At 35.6% G+C, this 20,122-nt stretch carries 13 protein-coding genes; 5 read left to right on the forward strand and 8 right to left on the reverse strand.

The features are described 5' to 3' along the window. Window positions 1-381 precede the first annotated feature (381 nt). Together AQ616_RS00085 and galU are read right to left on the reverse strand one after the other, a co-directional pair. Window positions 382-1,695, reverse strand: coding sequence for a UDP-glucose dehydrogenase family protein (locus AQ616_RS00085; RefSeq protein WP_017798149.1), 1,314 nt, complete (start codon window positions 1,693-1,695; stop codon window positions 382-384). A gap of 17 nt (window positions 1,696-1,712) precedes the next feature. Beyond that, window positions 1,713-2,597, reverse strand: a complete 885-nt coding sequence (gene galU / locus AQ616_RS00090) for a UTP--glucose-1-phosphate uridylyltransferase GalU (RefSeq protein ID WP_069684720.1) — start codon at window positions 2,595-2,597, stop codon at window positions 1,713-1,715. 157 nt (window positions 2,598-2,754) lie between these two features. Here galU and AQ616_RS00095 point away from each other — a divergent pair, with 157 nt between their 5' ends. After that, window positions 2,755-4,068 carry a nucleotide sugar dehydrogenase gene (locus tag AQ616_RS00095; protein ID WP_017798151.1) on the forward strand — a complete coding sequence of 438 codons (1,314 nt, stop codon included), beginning with the start codon at window positions 2,755-2,757 and terminating at the stop codon, window positions 4,066-4,068. A 99-nt stretch (window positions 4,069-4,167) separates the two neighbouring features. Here the strand turns inward: AQ616_RS00095 and AQ616_RS00100 are convergent, their stop codons facing one another. The 3 genes from AQ616_RS00100 to AQ616_RS00110 all read right to left on the reverse strand — a co-directional run bounded on the left by AQ616_RS00100 (window position 4,168) and on the right by AQ616_RS00110 (window position 11,153). Beyond that, window positions 4,168-7,932 (reverse strand): S8 family serine peptidase, encoded by a 3,765-nt coding sequence (locus AQ616_RS00100; protein ID WP_069684721.1) that lies wholly within the window; start codon window positions 7,930-7,932, stop codon window positions 4,168-4,170. 220 nt (window positions 7,933-8,152) lie between these two features. Next, entirely contained in the window at window positions 8,153-9,607 is a 1,455-nt protein-coding gene (locus AQ616_RS00105; protein WP_017798153.1) for an APC family permease, read from the reverse strand. 454 nt (window positions 9,608-10,061) lie between these two features. Continuing rightward, the gene (locus tag AQ616_RS00110; RefSeq protein ID WP_017798154.1) at window positions 10,062-11,153 is read right to left on the reverse strand and encodes a glycosyltransferase family 4 protein; all 1,092 of its coding nucleotides are present in this window, start codon (window positions 11,151-11,153) and stop codon (window positions 10,062-10,064) included. A 204-nt stretch (window positions 11,154-11,357) separates the two neighbouring features. Here AQ616_RS00110 and AQ616_RS00115 point away from each other — a divergent pair, with 204 nt between their 5' ends. The 4 genes from AQ616_RS00115 (at window position 11,358) to zwf (ending at window position 14,889) form a co-directional block, all read left to right on the forward strand. Further along, window positions 11,358-11,789, forward strand: a complete 432-nt coding sequence (locus AQ616_RS00115) for a hypothetical protein (RefSeq protein ID WP_069684722.1) — start codon at window positions 11,358-11,360, stop codon at window positions 11,787-11,789. A gap of 243 nt (window positions 11,790-12,032) precedes the next feature. Further along, complete coding sequence (locus AQ616_RS00120; protein ID WP_017798156.1) at window positions 12,033-12,779, forward strand: threonine/serine exporter family protein; 747 nt, start codon at window positions 12,033-12,035, stop codon at window positions 12,777-12,779. A gap of 68 nt (window positions 12,780-12,847) precedes the next feature. Continuing rightward, on the forward strand, window positions 12,848-13,285 hold the full coding sequence (locus tag AQ616_RS00125) for a threonine/serine exporter family protein (RefSeq protein WP_017798157.1): 438 nt from the start codon (window positions 12,848-12,850) through the stop codon (window positions 13,283-13,285). Between the two features lie 128 nt (window positions 13,286-13,413). Beyond that, window positions 13,414-14,889, forward strand: coding sequence for a glucose-6-phosphate dehydrogenase (zwf, locus tag AQ616_RS00130; protein ID WP_017798158.1), 1,476 nt, complete (start codon window positions 13,414-13,416; stop codon window positions 14,887-14,889). A gap of 112 nt (window positions 14,890-15,001) precedes the next feature. Here zwf and AQ616_RS00135 read toward each other — a convergent pair whose 3' ends face one another. The 3 genes from AQ616_RS00135 to AQ616_RS00145 all read right to left on the reverse strand — a co-directional run bounded on the left by AQ616_RS00135 (window position 15,002) and on the right by AQ616_RS00145 (window position 19,608). Beyond that, entirely contained in the window at window positions 15,002-15,319 is a 318-nt protein-coding gene (locus AQ616_RS00135; protein WP_017798159.1) for a hypothetical protein, read from the reverse strand. A 371-nt stretch (window positions 15,320-15,690) separates the two neighbouring features. Further along, a complete protein-coding gene (locus AQ616_RS00140) occupies window positions 15,691-18,741 on the reverse strand; it encodes an efflux RND transporter permease subunit (protein ID WP_069684723.1) in 3,051 nt (1,016 codons plus the stop codon). A 3-nt stretch (window positions 18,742-18,744) separates the two neighbouring features. After that, a complete protein-coding gene (locus tag AQ616_RS00145; RefSeq protein ID WP_069684724.1) occupies window positions 18,745-19,608 on the reverse strand; it encodes an efflux RND transporter periplasmic adaptor subunit in 864 nt (287 codons plus the stop codon). Between the last annotated feature and the right edge of the window lie 514 nt (window positions 19,609-20,122).

Consider the following 20,122-nt stretch of genomic DNA (forward strand, 5'->3'; position numbering starts at 1 on the left):
GTAAATTGCGTTTACACTGAACGAATTATACCATAGGGGCCTTAATAAATAAATTGTCGATAACATTACAAATATGTCTCATTAAAGAAAGCTTCATTCAGTGGGAATATTACTTCATAATGGATTTGGCTAATATATAGATGATGGAGATTAATAATGATTGAATGGGGATAATTTAATAATACACTAGTATATAATTGCGGATTTGTGATACAGAATTGTTGTTTTTTTTATGTAGACCCTTGTAGAATGGTGGCTAAAGAGGGACTCCAAATACATATTAAGTAAATAGAGGCCCTCTAGCCGCTAGTTGATAATCAGTATACTTTTACAGCGATTTTCATAAAGTAAAGTTTTTAAATAGGCCTCTATTTCTGTCCATTATGATAAGTTATTAATTGTTTTTCTACCAATTGAATGGTATTCTATTTCGTATTTTTGAACTTCTTTCATCTCAAAGCAATTTCTTCCATCCATAATAATAGGAGTAGCCATTAATTCAACATATTTTTCAAGTGGGAAATCTTTAATTTGATTCCATTCCGTAACAATCAATGTTGCATCTTTTTCTTTAATTGCTTCCTCTAAACTATCAGTATAATTCACCTGTTCTGGTAGTACTTGCTTTGCTCGTTCCATAGCCACAGGGTCAAAAGCTGTCACTTTTACGCCTTCTTGCACCAATTTACGTATTATAGATATAGAGGCTGCTTCTCTCATATCATCGGTATTTGGCTTAAATGACAGCCCAAGTACTGCTACTTCTAATCCTTCTAAAGATTTAAAACGACTTCTAACTTTATCAACGAGAACTTCTCGTTGCTTTTCGTTTACTTTAATTACCTCTTCAATAAGAGAAAGTGGCATTTCCACTGATTCAGCAATATGAACCATTGCTTTCGTATCTTTCGGAAAGCAAGATCCACCAAACCCAATGCCAGCGTTTAAAAATGAAGAACCAATACGTTTATCCATCCCAATCCCTTCTGTTACGGATTCTATATTAGCACCTAACTTTTCAGATAGATTAGCTATTTCATTAATAAAACTGATTTTCATTGCTAAAAAAGAGTTAGCTGTATATTTAATCATCTCTGCACTTTTTATATCCGTTACTACAATGGGAAGATGAAAAGAATGATATAATTCTTCTAACTGTTTTTTAGCTTCTGGATGATTTGCTCCGACAATAATTCTATCTGCATGGAATGTATCGTATACTGCAGTACCTTGCCTTAAAAATTCTGGGTTTGAAGCCATTCTTATATTAACACCTGGTTTTACTATTGAATTTAATTTTTCATCAATTTGTTCACCAGTCCCTACAGGTACTGTACTTTTTATTACTACAGTAATATCTCGATTAATATAATGCGCCATTGTTTCACTAGCTTTATATAAATAAGATAAATCAGCTGAACCATCCTCTGATTCAGGGGTACCTACAGCTAGAAACACAATGTCTTTCTGATGTAACCCTTCTTCATAATCTGTTGTGAAAAACAGATTATCTCTTTTTATTCCGTTTTTTAACAGTTCCTCGATACCTTCTTCATATATAGGACTAATTGCATTGTTAAGTTGCTGAACTCTTGATTCATCAATGTCAATACAATGAACTCGATGACCCTTCTCAGCCAAGCAAGCACCTGTAACTAACCCTACATATCCTGTACCAATAACCGCTACTTCCATTGTAACCTCTCCTTGTTCTACTTCATTGAATCTAATGTTTTCTTTAAAAGTTGCTTTACATCTTGATGCATGTCTTTTCTATTCAACGCAAAATCAATCGTCGCCTCTATAAAACCTAGTTTATTCCCAACGTCATAGCGCTTTCCTTGGAAATTATAGGCAATCATTTCTTCTACTTTTTTTAATTCGATTAAAGCGTCTGTTAATTGAATCTCATTATCTTTACCCGGGGAAAGCTGTTCTAAAATAGGGAACACTTCAGGTGTTAAAATATATCTTCCCATTATAGCTAAGTTAGATGGAGACTGATCAACTCCTGGCTTCTCTATCAAATCCTCAATATACTGTACTGCTGAAGAGCTATCCATACCTTTGCTTGGTTTTACAATTCCGTATTTTGATACATCTTTCCAAGGAACATCATGTACTCCAATTACTGATTTTTGATGATTTTCTTCAAAGACATTAATTAATTGTTTTAAACATGGTTCCTCTGAAACAACAATATCGTCACCTAATAAAACAGCAAAGGGCTCATTACCGATGAATGTATGTGCACAATGAATTGCATGCCCCAAACCTTTAGGCTCCTTTTGTCGAATGTAATGAATATTTGCCAACCCGGAAATCTGTTGAACAGCTTGCAACATATCATAGTCTTCTTTTTCTATTAACTTTTCTTCTAATTCATAGGATTTATCAAAATGATCTTCTATCGCTCTTTTTCCTCGACCAGAAATGATTATTATATCCTCGATTCCAGACTGTACAGCTTCTTCTACTATATATTGAATCGTGGGTTTATCTACTATCGGCAACATTTCCTTAGGTTGTGCTTTTGTAGCAGGTAAGAATCTAGTTCCTAATCCAGCTGCCGGAATTATTGCTTTTTTTACACTCATTTTCAGGCACTCCTCTTCTGTTTACTATAATAGTATTATAAACTTAATGGTACAACTCATTCATTTCATGTATAACTATACAAGAATACTATATAATTGTATAATATTGAGCAAAGATATTTAACTTTAATCTCTACAAAAAGGTAGGCATAAGATAATGAGTTTATTTGAGAAGATTCAAAATAAAACTGAAAAGATTGCGGTAATCGGTTTAGGCTATGTAGGTTTACCACTTGCTGTAGAACTTGCAAAAAAATATGATGTTATTGGTTTTGATTTAAACAAAGAAAAACTAGCGCAATATTTAAGTGGTATTGACGTGACTTCTGAGGTAGGTAATGAGGCTCTTAAACAAACAACACTAGAATTTACTAATGACGAAACTCGATTAAAAGAATGTAAATTCCACATCGTAGCTGTCCCAACACCTATAAATACGGATAAAACTCCAAATCTCAAGCCAGTGATTGGGGCTAGTGAATCAGTAGGAAGAAATATATCAAGCGGATCGATTGTTGTGTATGAATCTACTGTATATCCAGGTACAACAGAAGAAATTTGCATTCCAATTTTAGAAGAAAAATCAGGTTTAACGTTTGGAAAAGACTTTAAAGTAGGGTATTCACCTGAGAGAATTAATCCTGGTGACAAAGTGAATACATTAGTGAATATAACAAAAATAGTTTCTGGTTCTGATGAAGATGCGTTAAAAGAGATATCATCATTATACGGATCCATCATTGAAGCGGGTGTGTTTGAAGCCGAATCAATTAAAGTAGCAGAAGCTGCAAAAGTGATAGAAAACTCTCAACGTGATATTAATATCGCTTTTATGAATGAATTATCCATGGTTTTCAATAAAATGGATATTGATACGAAAGCAGTATTAGAAGCAGCAGGAACTAAGTGGAATTTCCTGAATTTTACACCTGGATTAGTTGGTGGTCATTGTATAGGAGTGGATCCTTATTACTTCACATATAAAGCCGAACAATTAGGCTATCATTCCCAAATAATTCTATCTGGCAGAAAAATTAATGATGATATGGGTAAATATATTGCAGGTAACATTATCAAAAAAATGATTAAATCTAAAATCGAGATTGATGGTGCAAGAGTAGCTATTTTAGGTCTAACATTTAAAGAAAATGTTGGAGATGTAAGAAATACGAAAGTGAATGATATTGTAACCGAATTAGAGGAATATGGTGTAGATGTAATTGTTCATGACCCAGTTGCCCAAGGTCAGGAAGTAAAAAAAGTATTTGGAATTGAATTAGCTGAAAAAGAAGATCTACGTGACCTCGATGCTGTTGTATTAGCTGTACCGCATCAACAATATAAGGAACTAAATGTAAATAAAATCAATACGATGTATAGACAAGATAATAAAAAAGTATTTATTGATATTAAAGGGTCACTTGATAAAAACGATTTTTATCAAGCTGGTTATAGTTATTGGAGTTTATAGATAGCATAAAAAAGTCCTCAATCAAACATTTGATTGAGGACTTTTTTTAATACAACAAGAGCACCTACAATATATCGCAGATGCTCTTGTTTATTTTACTTATCCAAATAAGCTCCAGATAATACTGATGATATTTTTAATACCACCGATGATTTTGCCAATCCAACCGTTTCCTTTACCATCATCGTTATCTCCGCCACCATCACCTTTTCCTGGTTTCTTTTCAATAACGATTTCTTCTACAGTTTCATTGCCTGCTAGATCCACAACTTTGAATTCAAAGACATTTTCGCCTTCTTCTAAATCGAGATCTACTTCAATTTTTTCATTGAATTTCTTCTTTCCGTACGGTTCGGATAGTTCATTCATATACACATGATTTCCATTAACAAATAGATCGATTTGATCAAAGTTATCTTTCACATGTGCTTTAACTGTAACCGTATCTTTTTTCGTTTTTTCAGGAGCTTTTACGCTTATTTGTGCAGCTTCAGAATCTACGAAATAACGGCGTGCAATTTCTGTATCATTACCTGCATTATCGACTGCTGTAATTTTACTTGTATAGTATCCATCTTTATCTTTTTTAATTACTTTAGAGAAGTAATAACGATCTTCTTCTTCGTTATATTCTAATTCAACTTCTTCTCCATCAATAGTTACTTGAGCAACACCAGATTCATCTGTTACATAGCCGGTGAATTCGACATCACGAGATCCTTCTACACCTAGAAATTCTGGTGTTTGAAGACGAAGATCAGGTACCGTTGTATCTGGCACGATTTCCTCTGGCTCCTCTTCTGCTGTATTACCAGCATAGTCTGTCGCAACAATTGTTACGGTTTGCTCTTCCCCTAGTTCTTCACTTAATGTATGTTCTGTTTCTCCATTTACATATGGAGATTCTAATACGGACTCACCGTCAACAAGAACATCCCATGAAGCTACTCCGCTTAGTTCATCCGATACATCTACCGTAATAACATTGTCTTTTGGATTTATTGTAGCCGCTAATTCAGGCTCTGTTAAATCTAGAATTACTGGTAAATCTAGTGTTTGACGTTCTGCATCTTCGTAGTCTATTGCTGCATCAACAGATAGATAGTATTGCCCTTCTTCTGCTAGTTTTCCATTCACCTTACCATCCCATGCTCTTGCAGATGATAAAGAATAGTATGGTGCTCTTCCACCATCGTAGTAATTTTTACGAAGTTCTCTTTCCATTCGGATAGTACGAACTACTTTTCCATCTTCATCACGAACGGTAAATTTGGCATCTTTCGCGTTTCTTAGAAATGATAATACCATTAACGCATTATCTTTTGTGCCATCACCATTTGGAGAAAAAGCAATCTTCTCTGGATCAATTTCTCCCGTTGCTAGGTCTTCACCTAGGAATCCATAACTTCCTCCACCAAGATCTGTTAGTACTCCAGTCATTTCATAGAAAGTATCATCTTCCCATACTGGCGTATCAAAAATTGGAGCTTGGTCCCATTCCCCTTTAAAGCCCACATATGGTACTGATAACTCTGGATTAGTATCTGTTGGGTCTGTTAACGTGACAAACCCTTCTAACCAATATCCATTTGTATAGATTTCATTTAAATCTGCGTCCACTGAGCTTAAATCGATTGTTACTGTAAATGTTTCTTCTTCATTTGCAGGAATTTCAATTGTACTCGTTGCTTCCCCATTAATAGTCGCTAGTTCCCCTAAATCGGTAGCAGGGAAAAGATTAGGTGCATTGACTAGTACTCCTCCACCATCAACTGGAGTATCTGTTTGTACATTTGCATCTACGTCATAGCTTACTGCTTCATCTGTTACGTTTTCTGCAGTTAATTCAAAACTAATTTCATTTTCTGTAATTTCTTTTAAAGCTACTTTGGCTTCATCTGTTTCTGATTCCGTTACGATTACTGGAGTAGAAAGTGCTGCGTGAAGTTGCATCATACCAGCACCTTGACGACGTGGAGATACATACTCCCCTTCAAATTCTACTTTTTCAGATGTATTCATCATAATATTTTTTGCTTGGTGGACGCGATCTGCATTTTCATAGCCAAACTCTTCATCCACACGTTGTAATACTAATGCTCCTCCACCCGCAACATGAGGCGCAGCCATGGAAGTACCACTCATTAATCCGTATTCATTATCATTTAATGTGGAAAGAATTTGTCCACCTGGTGCCGTAATTTCTGGTTTGAAATCAAGGTTAGGTGTTAATCCCCAAGACGTAAAGTCACTCATTTTGCCTGCACTTGGGTTTTCCATTTGTGTAGTTTCACCATTAAATGTAATCGATACTTCTTGTTCATTTTGTAATGCTTGAGCTAAACGATCTCCATCTGATTTCAACATAAATAGTTGAGGAATTGTAATCGTAGGTTCTGTCGCCATATTTACAATTCCATCGGTGTTATTGTAAATAATTACACCAACTGCACCTGCTTGTTGAGCATTTATTGCTTTTTCGGTAAATGCATTTTCTCCACGCTGGATAAGCGCATATTTACCTTCGACATCAACACCTTCAAAATCCTCTGGAATTCCCAACCCAGCATCGACTAAGTCAAATGTCTTCTCATCTACATCATTTGGATGGACATTACCTGCTGATAAGAAACCAGACATACCAGGTTCTCCATCAATCTCGTAATCTAGTCCATCTACTTCCATATACATATTTTCAAAGGATGCTACTTGCAGAGATTCATAGGATACACCTGGGGATCCACTTACACCATAATCAGGATTCGACGTGTATGGATGGAAGTATCCGTCCGCGAATAGCGCAGAGTTTCCAGCTGAAATCGACATCAATATACCATTATCCACAGCACGAGCAACCGCGATTTGTTCCGGTGAGTCAGCATTTACAAATCCAGCTGGTGATCCGAGACTCATATTTAATGCATCTGCACCTAATTTAATTGCATCATCAATTGCTTTAATGTAAATATCTCCATAGGTCGATTGCATTTCTGGATCGTTACCAAATACTTTAAGTGCAAGTAATTGCGCTTCTGGAGCAATTCCTTTTATTCCTCCATTTTCTTCATCACCATTTGCACCAACAGTTCCACCTACGTGCATTCCATGATAGTTCGCTCCTGCATGGATTTCACGAATTTCATCATTTTCATCCATATAGTTGTAACCATAAGGAACTTTTTCCGTATAGAATTGTCCTGGCAAATCTTCTTCATTAATTTGTTGGTTAACAAATTCTTCTGATAGTGCAGCTTCGTTACCTTCGCTTAGAATCATATCTTGATGGGTAGGGTCAATGCCTGTATCAATAATCCCAACTACAAACCCTTCCCCTTTATAACCATAGTCGCGCCATGCCTGCTGCGCTTCTACTAACTCTTTACTATATTTCATATCTGGTTCTACTTCTGGACGCTCATACTCATTGACGATATGTACTGTTTTTACGCCTTTGAGTTCTTCAATTTGTTCAATGTCCTTTTGTTTTACTTCCACACTAAAGCCGTTGACTACTGTAGTAAATTCTTGTAAAACTTTAGCGTCTAGTTTTTTCGCTTCCATTTCTTTTTTTACTTCTTGTTGTTGTGCCTTCACATTCTTTTCTAATTGTTGCTTCTCTGTTTCTTCGAGTGTTTTGTACGTCATTCCACGTTTTGTGGCGATTTCAATAGGAGCCTCTTTCTCCATTTCCACAACCACACGTACTTCTTGTTCCGGATCTTCTGTGCCTGTCAGTTCATCCGAAAGATTTCCTTTTGTTAAATTTTGTCCTGACAGCGATTGAATTGCCGCTGCGCTCGACATAGCAAAATTGGAAAAAATAAGTAAAAATGCTAAAAATAATATCCCGACTTTTTTCCGCATGCTTCTCCCCCTCTACCAAAAATGTAGTATATCTGAGACATTTGCCTCTATTTCACGAAATTTCAGAGACTTAATATTCAGATATATTAATCATATAGCAATTATTTTATAGGTAACAGGGGACAAAGTCATGGTACTTTTTGTTGTAATTTTCAGACGATAGAATTACTACAAGGGAAAAATAGACTAGCTATTGATATAAATAGCTAGTCTATTCCTATTAATCTTTCTTCACTTTAATTTCTTTAGATCCTAAAATAAGATAATTCATCTCTTCTTTGTCGAGATTTTTATAATCTTTGTATTTCATGATGTAGAAAAGGATTCCTAGCACAACCCATACGATTAATGCAATACGTGATTCTACACCAAGAAATGCGGGCGATCCAGGGATCAGCAATAAACCGAGGAAGGCAATACTAGCAACCATCCCTAGTAAAGCAAATATTTTCTTACCCGGTGATACGACATGTTTGTTCGCATTAAATCCATTGTTTTTATTCCACTTAAATAATGAAAATGCTGTGTAACAAGTGTAAAAATATGCGATTGTTACTCCAATCGATGACATATCTACCACCCAAGTTAATGCTTGTCTACCAAACCATGGTGCCACCATTGCGACAATGACAGTAAAAATAATGCTGATATATGGTGTTTCATGTTTACCAAGTTTCGAAAATGGTTTGGGGATGAACTTTGCACGTGACATCGCAAATAGTAAACGACTTGTAGAAATAATAAAACCATTCAGCCCTGTGAAGATTCCCATTAATAGTGCGACAACTAATATAACGACTCCTACTGTACCTAGTACATTTTGTATTGCTTCGGCAGTTCCCCAATTATGTCCAGCTGCAACTAATCCTTCCCAGGGTTGTGTCATAGCCGTTGTGAAAATCATGAGACAATAAAGTATGGTTGCAAATAAAATTGCTAAAATAATTAATCGAAATGCTTTTTTAGAAGAAAAATTAAATTCTTCGGCAGCTTGTGGAATATTGTCAAAACCAACAAAAGCCCAAGGCGCAATCGCTACTATCGATAAAATCGCTGCTATAGCTGTTTTGTCTGATGGGAATAATGGTGCTATATTACTGATACCAGCAGATGGATTAATTCCTACTAAAGTTGTTAATAGCAATACTCCCCCAACCATAATGATACAAAAAATAAATTGTGCGCTGCCTGTAAATCCTCCACCTCGTATATTTAAATACCCAAAAATGATAAGTGCGATCGTTGCGATTATGATTTCCATACCATATACATCCCAATCAGCAATCTGATACATATAGAAATTTTCTAATACCGATGGAAAGACGAACTTAAACATTAGTGCGAGTGCGGATGCGTTTAATGCAACAATACAAATGTAACCTAACGTAAGAAACCAACCACTAATAAAGGCATGTGTTCTTCCTAAGCTAATAAATGCGTAAGCAAATTCACCGCCTGATACTGGGAAGCTTCGAATAAGAAAACCGTAACTGACTGCAATCAGCATCATAAGTAGACCACCAATAGCAAATCCAATCATTGCCCCCAATGGCCCAGCAGTCCCCATCCAAGCAGCGGGTTGTACAAAAGCTCCCCAGCCAATAGAGGAACCTAACGCAATTGCCCAAACCCAATGTGGCTTTAGCGTTTTCTTTAAGGTAGTACGTTTTTCCATATAAATGAAACTCCTTCTATTTTGATTTTGTTATTTTATAAATTATGCTCTATTTAATTTCTATATATATAAGTAAAGTTACAAAAAAAGACAAAAACATCTTATCATATAGGAAGAAGGTTTACCATTATTTAAATTTTGCTACTAATACCAACGAGGTTTTAGCAGGTATGTTACTTGGTTAAAGGATTCCTTAAATAACTGCTTCTGAACTAACAATCCCCTGTGAAAGATCTTAATTAAAATTGAATGAGTGACCAGATTATCGCTCCATCAAGTATTATGGTCGTTCATCCGTACCGAACTACTTGATATCAATACACTTAAATTCTATTTAAAATCATTTATAAAATCCAAACTACGTCTTTCTCAACCGAATAAGACAGTAGTTTGGATTCATGTTATCATTATTATCTTTTCATTTAGAATAAAAACAAAGAGTATTTCTCACTAGTTATTGTGAGCGTCTTCTAAACAACCCAATTATCTTTTGCTTCAATCTTCTTAACGCTGTTACTACTGGACGTTTTCCTCCTAGTACTAATCCTGCTAATTCTGCAAAGATGTGAAGTAATACGAGCAAAATCACAGTGCAAACTAGAGAAAGGATGGCACTTGCTTCTGAAAATAAAATGCCAATGAAGCCAAATAATGTACTAAATATGTAAATAATAATAACTGTTTTCCGATGACTATATCCTGCATCAATCAATTGATAATGAATATGTCTACGGTCGGCAGCCATAATACTTTCTTTATTATAAAGTCTACGGATAATCGCAACTACTGTATCAAAAATCGGTACCGCCAAAATAACGATAGGAATAATAAAGCTAAAGAATGTGATATTTTTAAATAAACCTAATATAGATATTACAGCCATAATATAACCGAGTAAATTTGAACCTGTGTCCCCCATATAAATTTTAGCAGGGTAAAAATTATGATAGAGAAAACCGATATTTGCACCTATAAACGTGACACAGAGATAAGCAACTATGACTTGCATATCAACTAATGCCATTGCAAATATACTTGTCATTGCAATAGTTGTAACACCTGTAGCCAGACCATCTAGGCCATCTATAAGGTTAATCGCGTTTGTAATTCCAATAATCCAAAAGAATGTAAGAACCGGTCCTAAGTAACCTAACTCAATCATCCCTATAAATGGGATTGTTACTCTTTCAATAATTAATCCAGCGTAAATTAACAGGCCAGCTGCAACAATTTGACCGGTTAATTTCATATATGGTTTAAGTGTATATTTATCATCCAATGCCCCTGTTAACAGAATGATTAATGAGCCAATTAGAATTTCATCCATATAAATATGATACGGTTGAAGATAAATCATTCCCACAAAAGCACCAATAAATATGGCTAATCCCCCTAGTCGTGGGGTTATTTCTTTATGTATTTTACGACTACTTGGTGCATCCATCACACCAATTTTAATCGCAAATCTACGAACAGGGTACGTGACGAGTAGTGTCGCTATCAATGAAATAGTAAAAGCAATGAATAAATCTACATAGTTAAACATAATATTCTCCTATTTTTATCGTGATGTTGATCTAAGTTGTTTATTTCTACATTTTTCCTATATTTTGTCTATAATTGTCTTAAATTATATCGAACATACAATAGGTTTAGCAAACTTTTCTCCGAATATTTCATGCATCCTCTGGAGTAATATGCTAAGATTAAACGGAATTTCGAATTGTTTGAAAAGAAAGGAGGATTAACTATGATACCTTATTTATTTGTAGTAGCTGCTGTTATCGCTGTAATTGGGATTATCAGTGCATACAAAAAAGCCCATAATGCCATTTTAGAAGGAGAAGGTGATACCGCAAAGATACAAAGCAAATTCTTTTTACATGTGGCTATTATCGAAGCTTTACCAATTATTCTTATTATTATTGGTTTTGTGCTTGCTGAGGGACAATCTTTTACCATGGAAGATATTTATATTCCATTAGCAATTGTTATTGGTCTTTTTATTTTTAATGCTTTTATTGTCTTTTCACAAATTTCTCAAGTAAAACATTTACGCCAATCAAAACAAATTGAGGAACACACCTTAAATGCTGCTAGGGGTATATCGTTCATTGCTATCGCTCTTGCCAATGCTGTCCCTATTATTAGCTTGGTTTTTATGATTATGATTACTAGCTAAAATTAGATGAACGAGTACATATACCCCTTACGATTAAATTCCAGTGGGCTAGTCATAACGCCCACTGGAATTACAACATCTACATTCCTCCCAGAAATAATCCACGTATCTAAACAATTTTCACTTTTTCTAAGAATAACCGGTATTGCTTTTCATATAATCAAAGCTTGCATATAATAGGTATGATTATTAGGTTTTAGCAAATGACATACAATCTTTAGACATCGAAGTGAGTGATGATGAATGAAAGACGAATTAATTACTGTAGAAAAAATATGCCTGATTGCTGGAAAAATAATGCTGATTAGTGGTGCGGAAACGCATCGTGTAGAAGATACAATGAATCGAATTGCTCGAGCATATGGCATCACCAATCCACAAAGTTATGCTACCCCGACAGGAATTAATTTTTCGATTGATTTAGCAACGACAACTAATTTTTTACGTATTACCAGTCGATCAACTGATTTACATAAAATTGCAGAAGTCAATCATGTCTCAAGACAAATTGTGGAAGGAACCATCTCAAAACAAGAAGCTTACAATGAGCTTCAACATATAGAAAAGAATAAGTTAACGTTCTCACCAACTATTCAAGTTATTGCTGCCATGCTTGTTAGTGGTGGGTTTACAATGATGTTTGGGGGTTCCTGGCAGGATTTTATTCCAGCGCTTTTAGCTGGCGGAATAGGATATGCAGGAATGTTAGCTTTTGAAAAGCTCGTGGAAATTCGGTTTCTTGCTGAGTTTTTTGGTGGGTTTGTTATTGGCTTATCTTCATTTTTATTTCTATGGCTTGGTCTTGGGGAAACGATTGACAGTGTGATTATCGGTGCAGTGATGCCACTTGTTCCGGGGCTACATATTACAAATGCAATCCGTGATTTAATGGCGGGACATCTCGTTTCTGGTGTTTCAAAAGGAATAGAAGCACTTTTAACGTCGTTTGCGATTGGTGCAGGAGTAGCTATCATGTATGCATTCTTGTAAAGTCCATCTAATCATAGTTAACGAAGGAATCCATGAATAAAAGACATAATGAGAAAGGAGACTAAAAGGTGATAACGCAACTAATTATGAGTTTTATAGCTGCGGCAGGATTTGGGGTTTTATTTAATGCTCCCCGTAGTGCATTAATACAATGTGGAACAATCGGAATGCTTGGTTGGATACTATACTATTCCTTAGTTCAACAAGGAATGGACGTTGTTCCTGCAACAACATTTGCAGCGATGCTTGTTGCAATTCTAAGTCATTTATGCGCCCGCTTTTTCCAAATGCCGATTATTGTTTTTACCGTTTCTGGTATCATTCCACTTGTTCCCGGAGGAATTGCTTATAATGCGATGCTTCATTTTGTAGAAAATGATTATAATACAGCCGTACAACTGTCTGCCCAAGTTATGTTATTAGCAGGAGGAATTGCAATTGGTTTAATGTTTTCTGAAGTGTTGAACCAAATTTTGAAGAAAATCATACAGATTCAACGCACATAATGACATACGGTGAAAAGAAGTTAGTATATTTATAGTTCATATGGTTGGTACGTGTTTATCTTTTGGATTATACTGTGAAATGTCTTACAATGATAATATATTATGAAAAAGAATTGAGGAAATTAACGATGGAACAAACTATACAGCCAAGAGCAGTTATTGTAATCTTCGGAGCAACTGGAGATTTAGCAAAGCGTAAACTATTCCCCTCCATTTATCGTTTGTACCGAAGCGGAAAATTAGATAAGCATTTTGCAGTCATTGGTTTAGCACGTCGTCCTTGGACAGATGAAGTACTTAGAGAAAATGTGGAAACTTCCATTCAAGATGCTCTTTCTCCAGATGAGGATTTATCCGAATTTATTTCCCATTTCTATTATAAATCATTTGATGTGACTGAAAAGGAATCGTATCAGGGACTAAATGAGATGATTCAAAACCTTGAAGGTCAATACAAAACAGAAGGAAATAGACTATTTTATTTAGCAATGGCTCCAGATTTCTTTGGTGCTATCGCAAATCAACTTAATGATTATGGATTAAAGAATACGAATGGTTGGACTAGACTGGTAATCGAAAAGCCATTTGGTCATGATTTACCTTCTGCTAAAAAGTTAAACCAAGAATTGCAAGCAGCATTTCGTGAAGATCAAATTTATCGTATCGACCATTATCTTGGTAAAGAAATGGTACAAAATATTGAAGTTATCCGTTTCGCGAATGGTATTTTTGAACATTTATGGAATAATCGATTTATTTCCAACATCCAAATTACAAGTAGTGAAACGCTTGGAGTAGAGGAACGAGCACGCTACTATGATACTTCTGGTGCTACGCGAGATATGGTTCAAAATCACATGCTTCAAATGGTTGCATTACTTGCGATGGAACCTCCTATCAGTTTAACTACCGAAGAAGTACGCTCTGAAAAAATTAAAGTATTGCGCGCCTTAAGAACGATGGATTCAAACAAAGTAGATGACTATTTTATTCGCGGTCAATACGGAGCGGGTACAGTTAAAGGTAATTCTGTTATTGGTTATCAAGATGAGGATGAACAACTCGAAAATTCTCGAACAGAAACATTCGTTGCTGGAAAACTTCTCATCGACAATTACCGTTGGGCAGGCGTTCCTTTCTACATACGTACAGGAAAGCGTATGACAGAAAAATCAACGAAAATCGTGATTGAGTTTAAAGATATTCCAATGAATCTATACTATAAAAAAGATGATCAAAAGAACCCCAATTTATTGGTTATTAATATTCAACCAAATGAAGGAATTACGCTTTGCTTGAATGCACGTAAATCAGGTGAAGGTGCTCTAGCAGAGCCAATTCAATTAGCATACCATCAAAATGCCGTATCTGGGATCAATACACCAGAAGCTTATGAAAAATTAATTTATGATAGCATGCTAGGCGACGCAACTAACTTTACCCATTGGGATGAAGTTGCTTTATCTTGGCAATTTGTTGATAAAATTTTGGCAAACTGGTCTGAAAATCAACCAGAATTTCCAAATTATCGTTCTGGATCAATGGGGCCAGATGCATCCGACGAATTATTGAAAAAAGATGGTTTTCACTGGTGGCCGATCTAAACGTTCTATAACTAAGTGCGATTTTTGAAGTCGACACGTTTAAAAAAGGTATTGTTATTTATAGACATTACGTGGGTTTTCTACCTACTTCTATAAAACAATACCTTTTTTATTATTGATATATTATGTTTTCATCATCATTTTTATCGGATTGCAAACCTGAGATGATTAGCGCTATTGCTGAAATCCAATGCATGACCATTCCAACTATTGGAATCCAAGCGATAACACTTGTAATAATACCAATCACACTTCCTGCAATCCAACGTCCATCACGTTTTGCTAAAATAAGCGTTAAAATATGAAGTAATAGCATGACGAATAAAGGAGTCCACGCATTAGAAAAAATATAAATGCCACCGATAAGAGGAATACCTAATAAAGCTTCTGCCACCCCTGTTACCCACTGCATAATTCTAGATATTGACATATCTGATCCCCCCTCTACAGTAATAATTTCTTTTAAAAATATCATACCCGGTTTATTTAAAAATCATGTATAATCTTGCTGAATTTTAATCTAAGAAATAGTATTTTATTTACCATGAATCCATCAAAATAATGTGTTTATATTACTAACTTACGCTACATTACTGGATTATGGGAAACATAAATCCTTTTTATTTTAACCTTAATTTAGTGGCCCTAAGTAGCATAATGAGATTATGACTTGATTTCCAACTTATATCACTCCCTGAAATCCAAAAAACCGTATGGCTAAGGTACCATTCGAGCTGTAAGTAAGAATTTATCCTACCTGCATATACGAATCCTTATCCCATACGGTTTCATTTATTTATTCTATGCTTCTTTCTTTTTTTTTCTAAATTTCGCTGTTATATTATCAAATATTAAGTAGATAACAGGGACAAAGAATAAAGTAAAGAAGCTAGATACTGTTAGTCCAAATATAATTGTAACTGCGAGAGGTTGTTGTAATTCGGCTCCTTCTCCAATTCCTAAGCCTAAAGGTACCATGGCTAAAATAGTAGTTAAAGTCGTCATTAGAATTGGACGTAGTCGAGTTTTACCTGCTTCGATAATTGATTCTAAGCGATCTGTTCCTCGTCTGCGTAAAATATTTATATAGTCGACAAGTACAATCGAATTATTCACCACTATACCGGCGAGCATAATTACACCGATAAACGCTGGAATGCTTAATGATAATCCTGTAATCCAAAGTCCGCCAATAACTCCAATAATAGTTGTAGGTAAAGCAAACATTATGATAAATGGCTGCAATAGATTTTCAAATTGGATTGCCATAACTGCATATACTAGGAATATGGAGAATACTAATGCAATCGCTAATTCTGCAAATGCTTCTTCCATATCTGCAGCTTGACCTCCAATTGAATAGCTATATCCTTCTGGAAAATGCATACCATCTAATGTAGCTTCTACATCAGCTACAACACTTCCTAAATCTCGATCTACAATATCAGAAGTGACATTCATCTGTGGTTGTTGATTTTCTCTTAATAATGATTCTGGCCCTTGTTCTTGTTCTAATTCAACCAATTCATCCAATGGAACTTCCGCACCTGTTGGTGATTGAATAGACATATCTTGTAAATCATTAATGGTGCTTTTTACTTCTTCAGGATATACTAGGGTTACATCCATTTCTTGTCCATCTTCACGATATTGTGTTACCACTTGTCCAGAGAATTTCATTTGGATTTGGCTGCTTACTTGGTCTGAAGTAAGTCCATAACTACTTGCAACTGCATCATCTACTGTAATTGTCATTTGTGGTATACCCTCTGAAGCAGCAGTAGAAGCATTGAATATCCCATCGATTTGATTGATTTCCTGAAGTACTTCTTCGGATAAATCAGTTAACACTTCATGTTCTTGTCCATTTAATTGGATCGTAATCGGGTCTCCCATTTGCATACCGCCGTCCATTGCACTTGCTACAATTTCAGCACCAGCAATATGCTGTAACTTTTCATCAATTTCTTGAACAATTTTTGTCGTCGTCTGGTCACGTTCTGAAGCTGGAATCATCTGAATCGTATACGTCGCCTGGTTCCCAGATCCAAAACCTGTAGCTCCGACAGTGACATAGCTTGTATCTATATATTCATTATACTCACTTAGTATTTCGTTTACTTGATCAGAAATAGTTTGTGTATAAGCTAGACTACTACCTGGAGCAGTCTCAACCGTGATTTGTGCCTGTCCTTGATCGGAAGACGGCATAAATTCAGCACCCATCCGTGGGATTAAAGCAAGACTCCCTGCAATCGCAAGAATTACTAAGAGTACTGTCGTTTTTCTAAATTTCAATGCCCGACTAAGACCACCACTATAAAGATTTCGCAGCCAATCAAGAAAACGATCAAACCAATACCTTCTACCTTTGTCCTCCATTGCCTTCGATAAAAGTTTAGAGGACAACATAGGAACTAATGTAATTGCAACAACAAGTGATGCAATTAATGAGAATGCAACTGCTAACGCTAATGGAGCGAATAGGTCCGCAGATAAACCTTCTACAAATATAATTGGTAAAAAGACAACTAAAGTAGTTGTTGTAGAAGCAATAACTGCTGGTGCTAATTCAGATGCACCTTTTGTTGCAGCATCGAACAGATTATATCCCCGTCTTTTGTATGAATAGATATTTTCTAAGATAATGATCGAACTATCTACCATCATTCCAATTCCGAGTGCTAACCCACCTAATGTTAAAACATTTAATGTTTGACCAGTAAAATACATTAATGCAAAAGTAGAGATAAGCGCAATTGGAATCGATAATCCGATAACGATTGTTGCTCGGAAACTTTTCAAGAATAATAAAAGAATAAGAAAAGCAATCGCTCCACCAATTAAGATATTATTTATTACAGAGTCAATCGACATTTCAATAAAATCAGATGTATCAATTACTGTTTTTAAGTTAGCTCCTTCTGGAAGGTCCCCCATTAAATCTTCCATGGAAGATTGTATATTACTCGCTACTTCTACTGTATTTGCATCGGTTTGTTTCATTACCGACAACACAATAGCCGGTTCTCCATCCACTAAAGTATCGGAACTTCTATCTTTAAAATCATCATTTACTGTCGCTACATCCGATACTTGAATAACACTACCAGCTTCCGTTTGAATCCGTGTTTCTTCAATATCATTTAACGATTCAAATTGTCCTGTTACTCGTAATTGCAGATCTTGAGTCCCTTGTTCTACCGTTCCAACAGAACTAGAATTATTGGACTCTGAGATGGCTTGGATGACCGATTGGGAAGTAATTCCATACTGCTTCATACGAGCTTCATCTAGTTCAACTTGAATCTCTCGTTCTAATCCTCCTTCAACCGATACAGAAGCAACGCCTTCTTGTCTTTCAAAATAAGGTACAACTTGTTCGTTGGCGATTTCGGTTAATTCGGCTGTATCTCCACCAGTTAGACCTAAATAAACCACTGGCATAGCTTCTGGGCTAAAACGGAGAATATTCGGTTCACCAGCTTGATCAGGTAACATACCTTTTACCTGATCCACTTGCTCTCGAACATCTAATAAGGCTTGATCTAAATCTGTGCCATTTTGAAACATCATCATTACCATCGATGATCCTGATTGAGACTGAGATTGTACAGTATCAATTCCCTCCACGGAACTTACAGATGATTCAATTGGCCTACTAATTAAATTTTCGACATCTTCAGGAGCAGCATCTTGATAATTCGTTGCGACAACAGCTACTGGTAAATCAATCTCAGGAAAAAGATCTACAGCTAGGTTTCTCAATGAGACAACGCCTAAAGCAATGATTGCTAAAACAACCATAATTACTCCAATTGGTCGTTTTACGGATGTATTTACAAGCTTCAAGATCTATTCTCCTTTCACTACTTCTACAGAATCTCCATCCTGTAAGGTTAATTGACCAGATGTAACGATTTCATCTCCTGGCTCTAATTCACCTTCAACCGCGGTTTTTTGAGATTGCATTTCATTCACGGTTACTTTTTTTCTTTCTACTTGATTATCTACTACGATATAAACATAGGATTCATTATTTTCTTCTACTACTGAGGCAGTAGGAACAAGCAGTGAATCAGAAATAACCGTCTCTGGAATGGCTAAAGCCGCCACTGTACCAGTAAGTATATCTTGATCTTCTTCATCATCTATTGTAGCTACAACTGGGTATAACCCAGTATCATCTGGCATGGCATCAATTTGTGTAATAGTTGCTTCAAATTCATTTCCATTAATTGTTGCTGTAAAAGTATCATCCTTATTTATTAATTCTAAAATTCTCGCAGTTGCAGTGAATTGCAATTTCCAAGATGATGTATCTGCGATTATGGCAAATGGTTCTTCCGGATTTATAATTTCGCCTTCCTCAGCTTGGACTTGCATTAATTCCCCATCTGATGGAGCATAGATCGTTTGTGTACCAGCAGGAGTTGCAACGGTAGCAATTTTGTCGTCTTCCTCTACATTCGCTCCACTCTCTACATCTAGCGTTTCAACTTCACCTGGTTGTTCTACCGTGATCGGTGTTGTTTTATTAGGCTCTACACGACCAGAAATGGTTCGATCAATACTTAAATTCCCTTCTTCAATCTCGGCTGTTTCTACCGACACAACGCGATCTTCTTCTTCTTGATTATCGCTCTCGTCTTCTTCAGAGCATGCTACAAGTATAAATACTAAAAAGATAGCTCCTAAAAATAGTGATGCTTTTCTCATGTTAATCTCCTTTCCATCCACGCTTTTTTATCTAAAAAATGATTCCATTCTCCCAATAGTTTATTCTAATAGTTTGGATACTATTTTAGTATACCGACCAAGGATAGACCTCGCAAATTCAACGGCAGATTAACGACCTTTTAATTTTAAATTTCAGTTAACACCTTTTTCACCTCTTCAATTATACGAATACACGTAAAACATTCGTCAATTAATGAGAATAACCGAGCATTTGCTTCAAAATATATAGGATTTATGGTTCTTATTACTCTAGGGAGAAATAACTTATGTATTTCACGAGATATCGTGTTTTAATCCATTTGAGCCAATTTTAACAATTCGATACAATAAATGAATGTAAACGCAATGAGTTATCAAGCGGTATAAAATCCCTAAGATCAAAGTTTGAATAACTTCCTTATTGGATTCTTCTTACATATTTCGTATGTAACTTGAATACGTTCTCAATTTATTATTTCACTATTGACAAATTTCATTCTTTTCTAATAAAAAT

Source organism: Oceanobacillus sp. E9, assembly GCF_001741975.1.
Lineage (GTDB): Bacteria > Bacillota > Bacilli > Bacillales > Amphibacillaceae > Oceanobacillus > Oceanobacillus kimchii.

What these genes read in the sequence shown, in the direction of transcription:
- AQ616_RS00085 (WP_017798149.1), bottom strand. Translation starts at nt 1,695, where the DNA reads ATGGAAGTAGCGGTTATTGGTACAGGATATGTAGGGTTAGTTACAGGT.
- galU (WP_069684720.1), bottom strand. Translation starts at nt 2,597, where the DNA reads ATGAGTGTAAAAAAAGCAATAATTCCGGCAGCTGGATTAGGAACTAGA.
- AQ616_RS00095 (WP_017798151.1), top strand. Translation starts at nt 2,755, where the DNA reads ATGAGTTTATTTGAGAAGATTCAAAATAAAACTGAAAAGATTGCGGTA.
- AQ616_RS00100 (WP_069684721.1), bottom strand. Translation starts at nt 7,932, where the DNA reads ATGCGGAAAAAAGTCGGGATATTATTTTTAGCATTTTTACTTATTTTT.
- AQ616_RS00105 (WP_017798153.1), bottom strand. Translation starts at nt 9,607, where the DNA reads ATGGAAAAACGTACTACCTTAAAGAAAACGCTAAAGCCACATTGGGTT.
- AQ616_RS00110 (WP_017798154.1), bottom strand. Translation starts at nt 11,153, where the DNA reads ATGTTTAACTATGTAGATTTATTCATTGCTTTTACTATTTCATTGATA.
- AQ616_RS00115 (WP_069684722.1), top strand. Translation starts at nt 11,358, where the DNA reads ATGATACCTTATTTATTTGTAGTAGCTGCTGTTATCGCTGTAATTGGG.
- AQ616_RS00120 (WP_017798156.1), top strand. Translation starts at nt 12,033, where the DNA reads ATGAAAGACGAATTAATTACTGTAGAAAAAATATGCCTGATTGCTGGA.
- zwf (WP_017798158.1), top strand. Translation starts at nt 13,414, where the DNA reads ATGGAACAAACTATACAGCCAAGAGCAGTTATTGTAATCTTCGGAGCA.
- AQ616_RS00135 (WP_017798159.1), bottom strand. Translation starts at nt 15,319, where the DNA reads ATGTCAATATCTAGAATTATGCAGTGGGTAACAGGGGTGGCAGAAGCT.
- AQ616_RS00145 (WP_069684724.1), bottom strand. Translation starts at nt 19,608, where the DNA reads ATGAGAAAAGCATCACTATTTTTAGGAGCTATCTTTTTAGTATTTATA.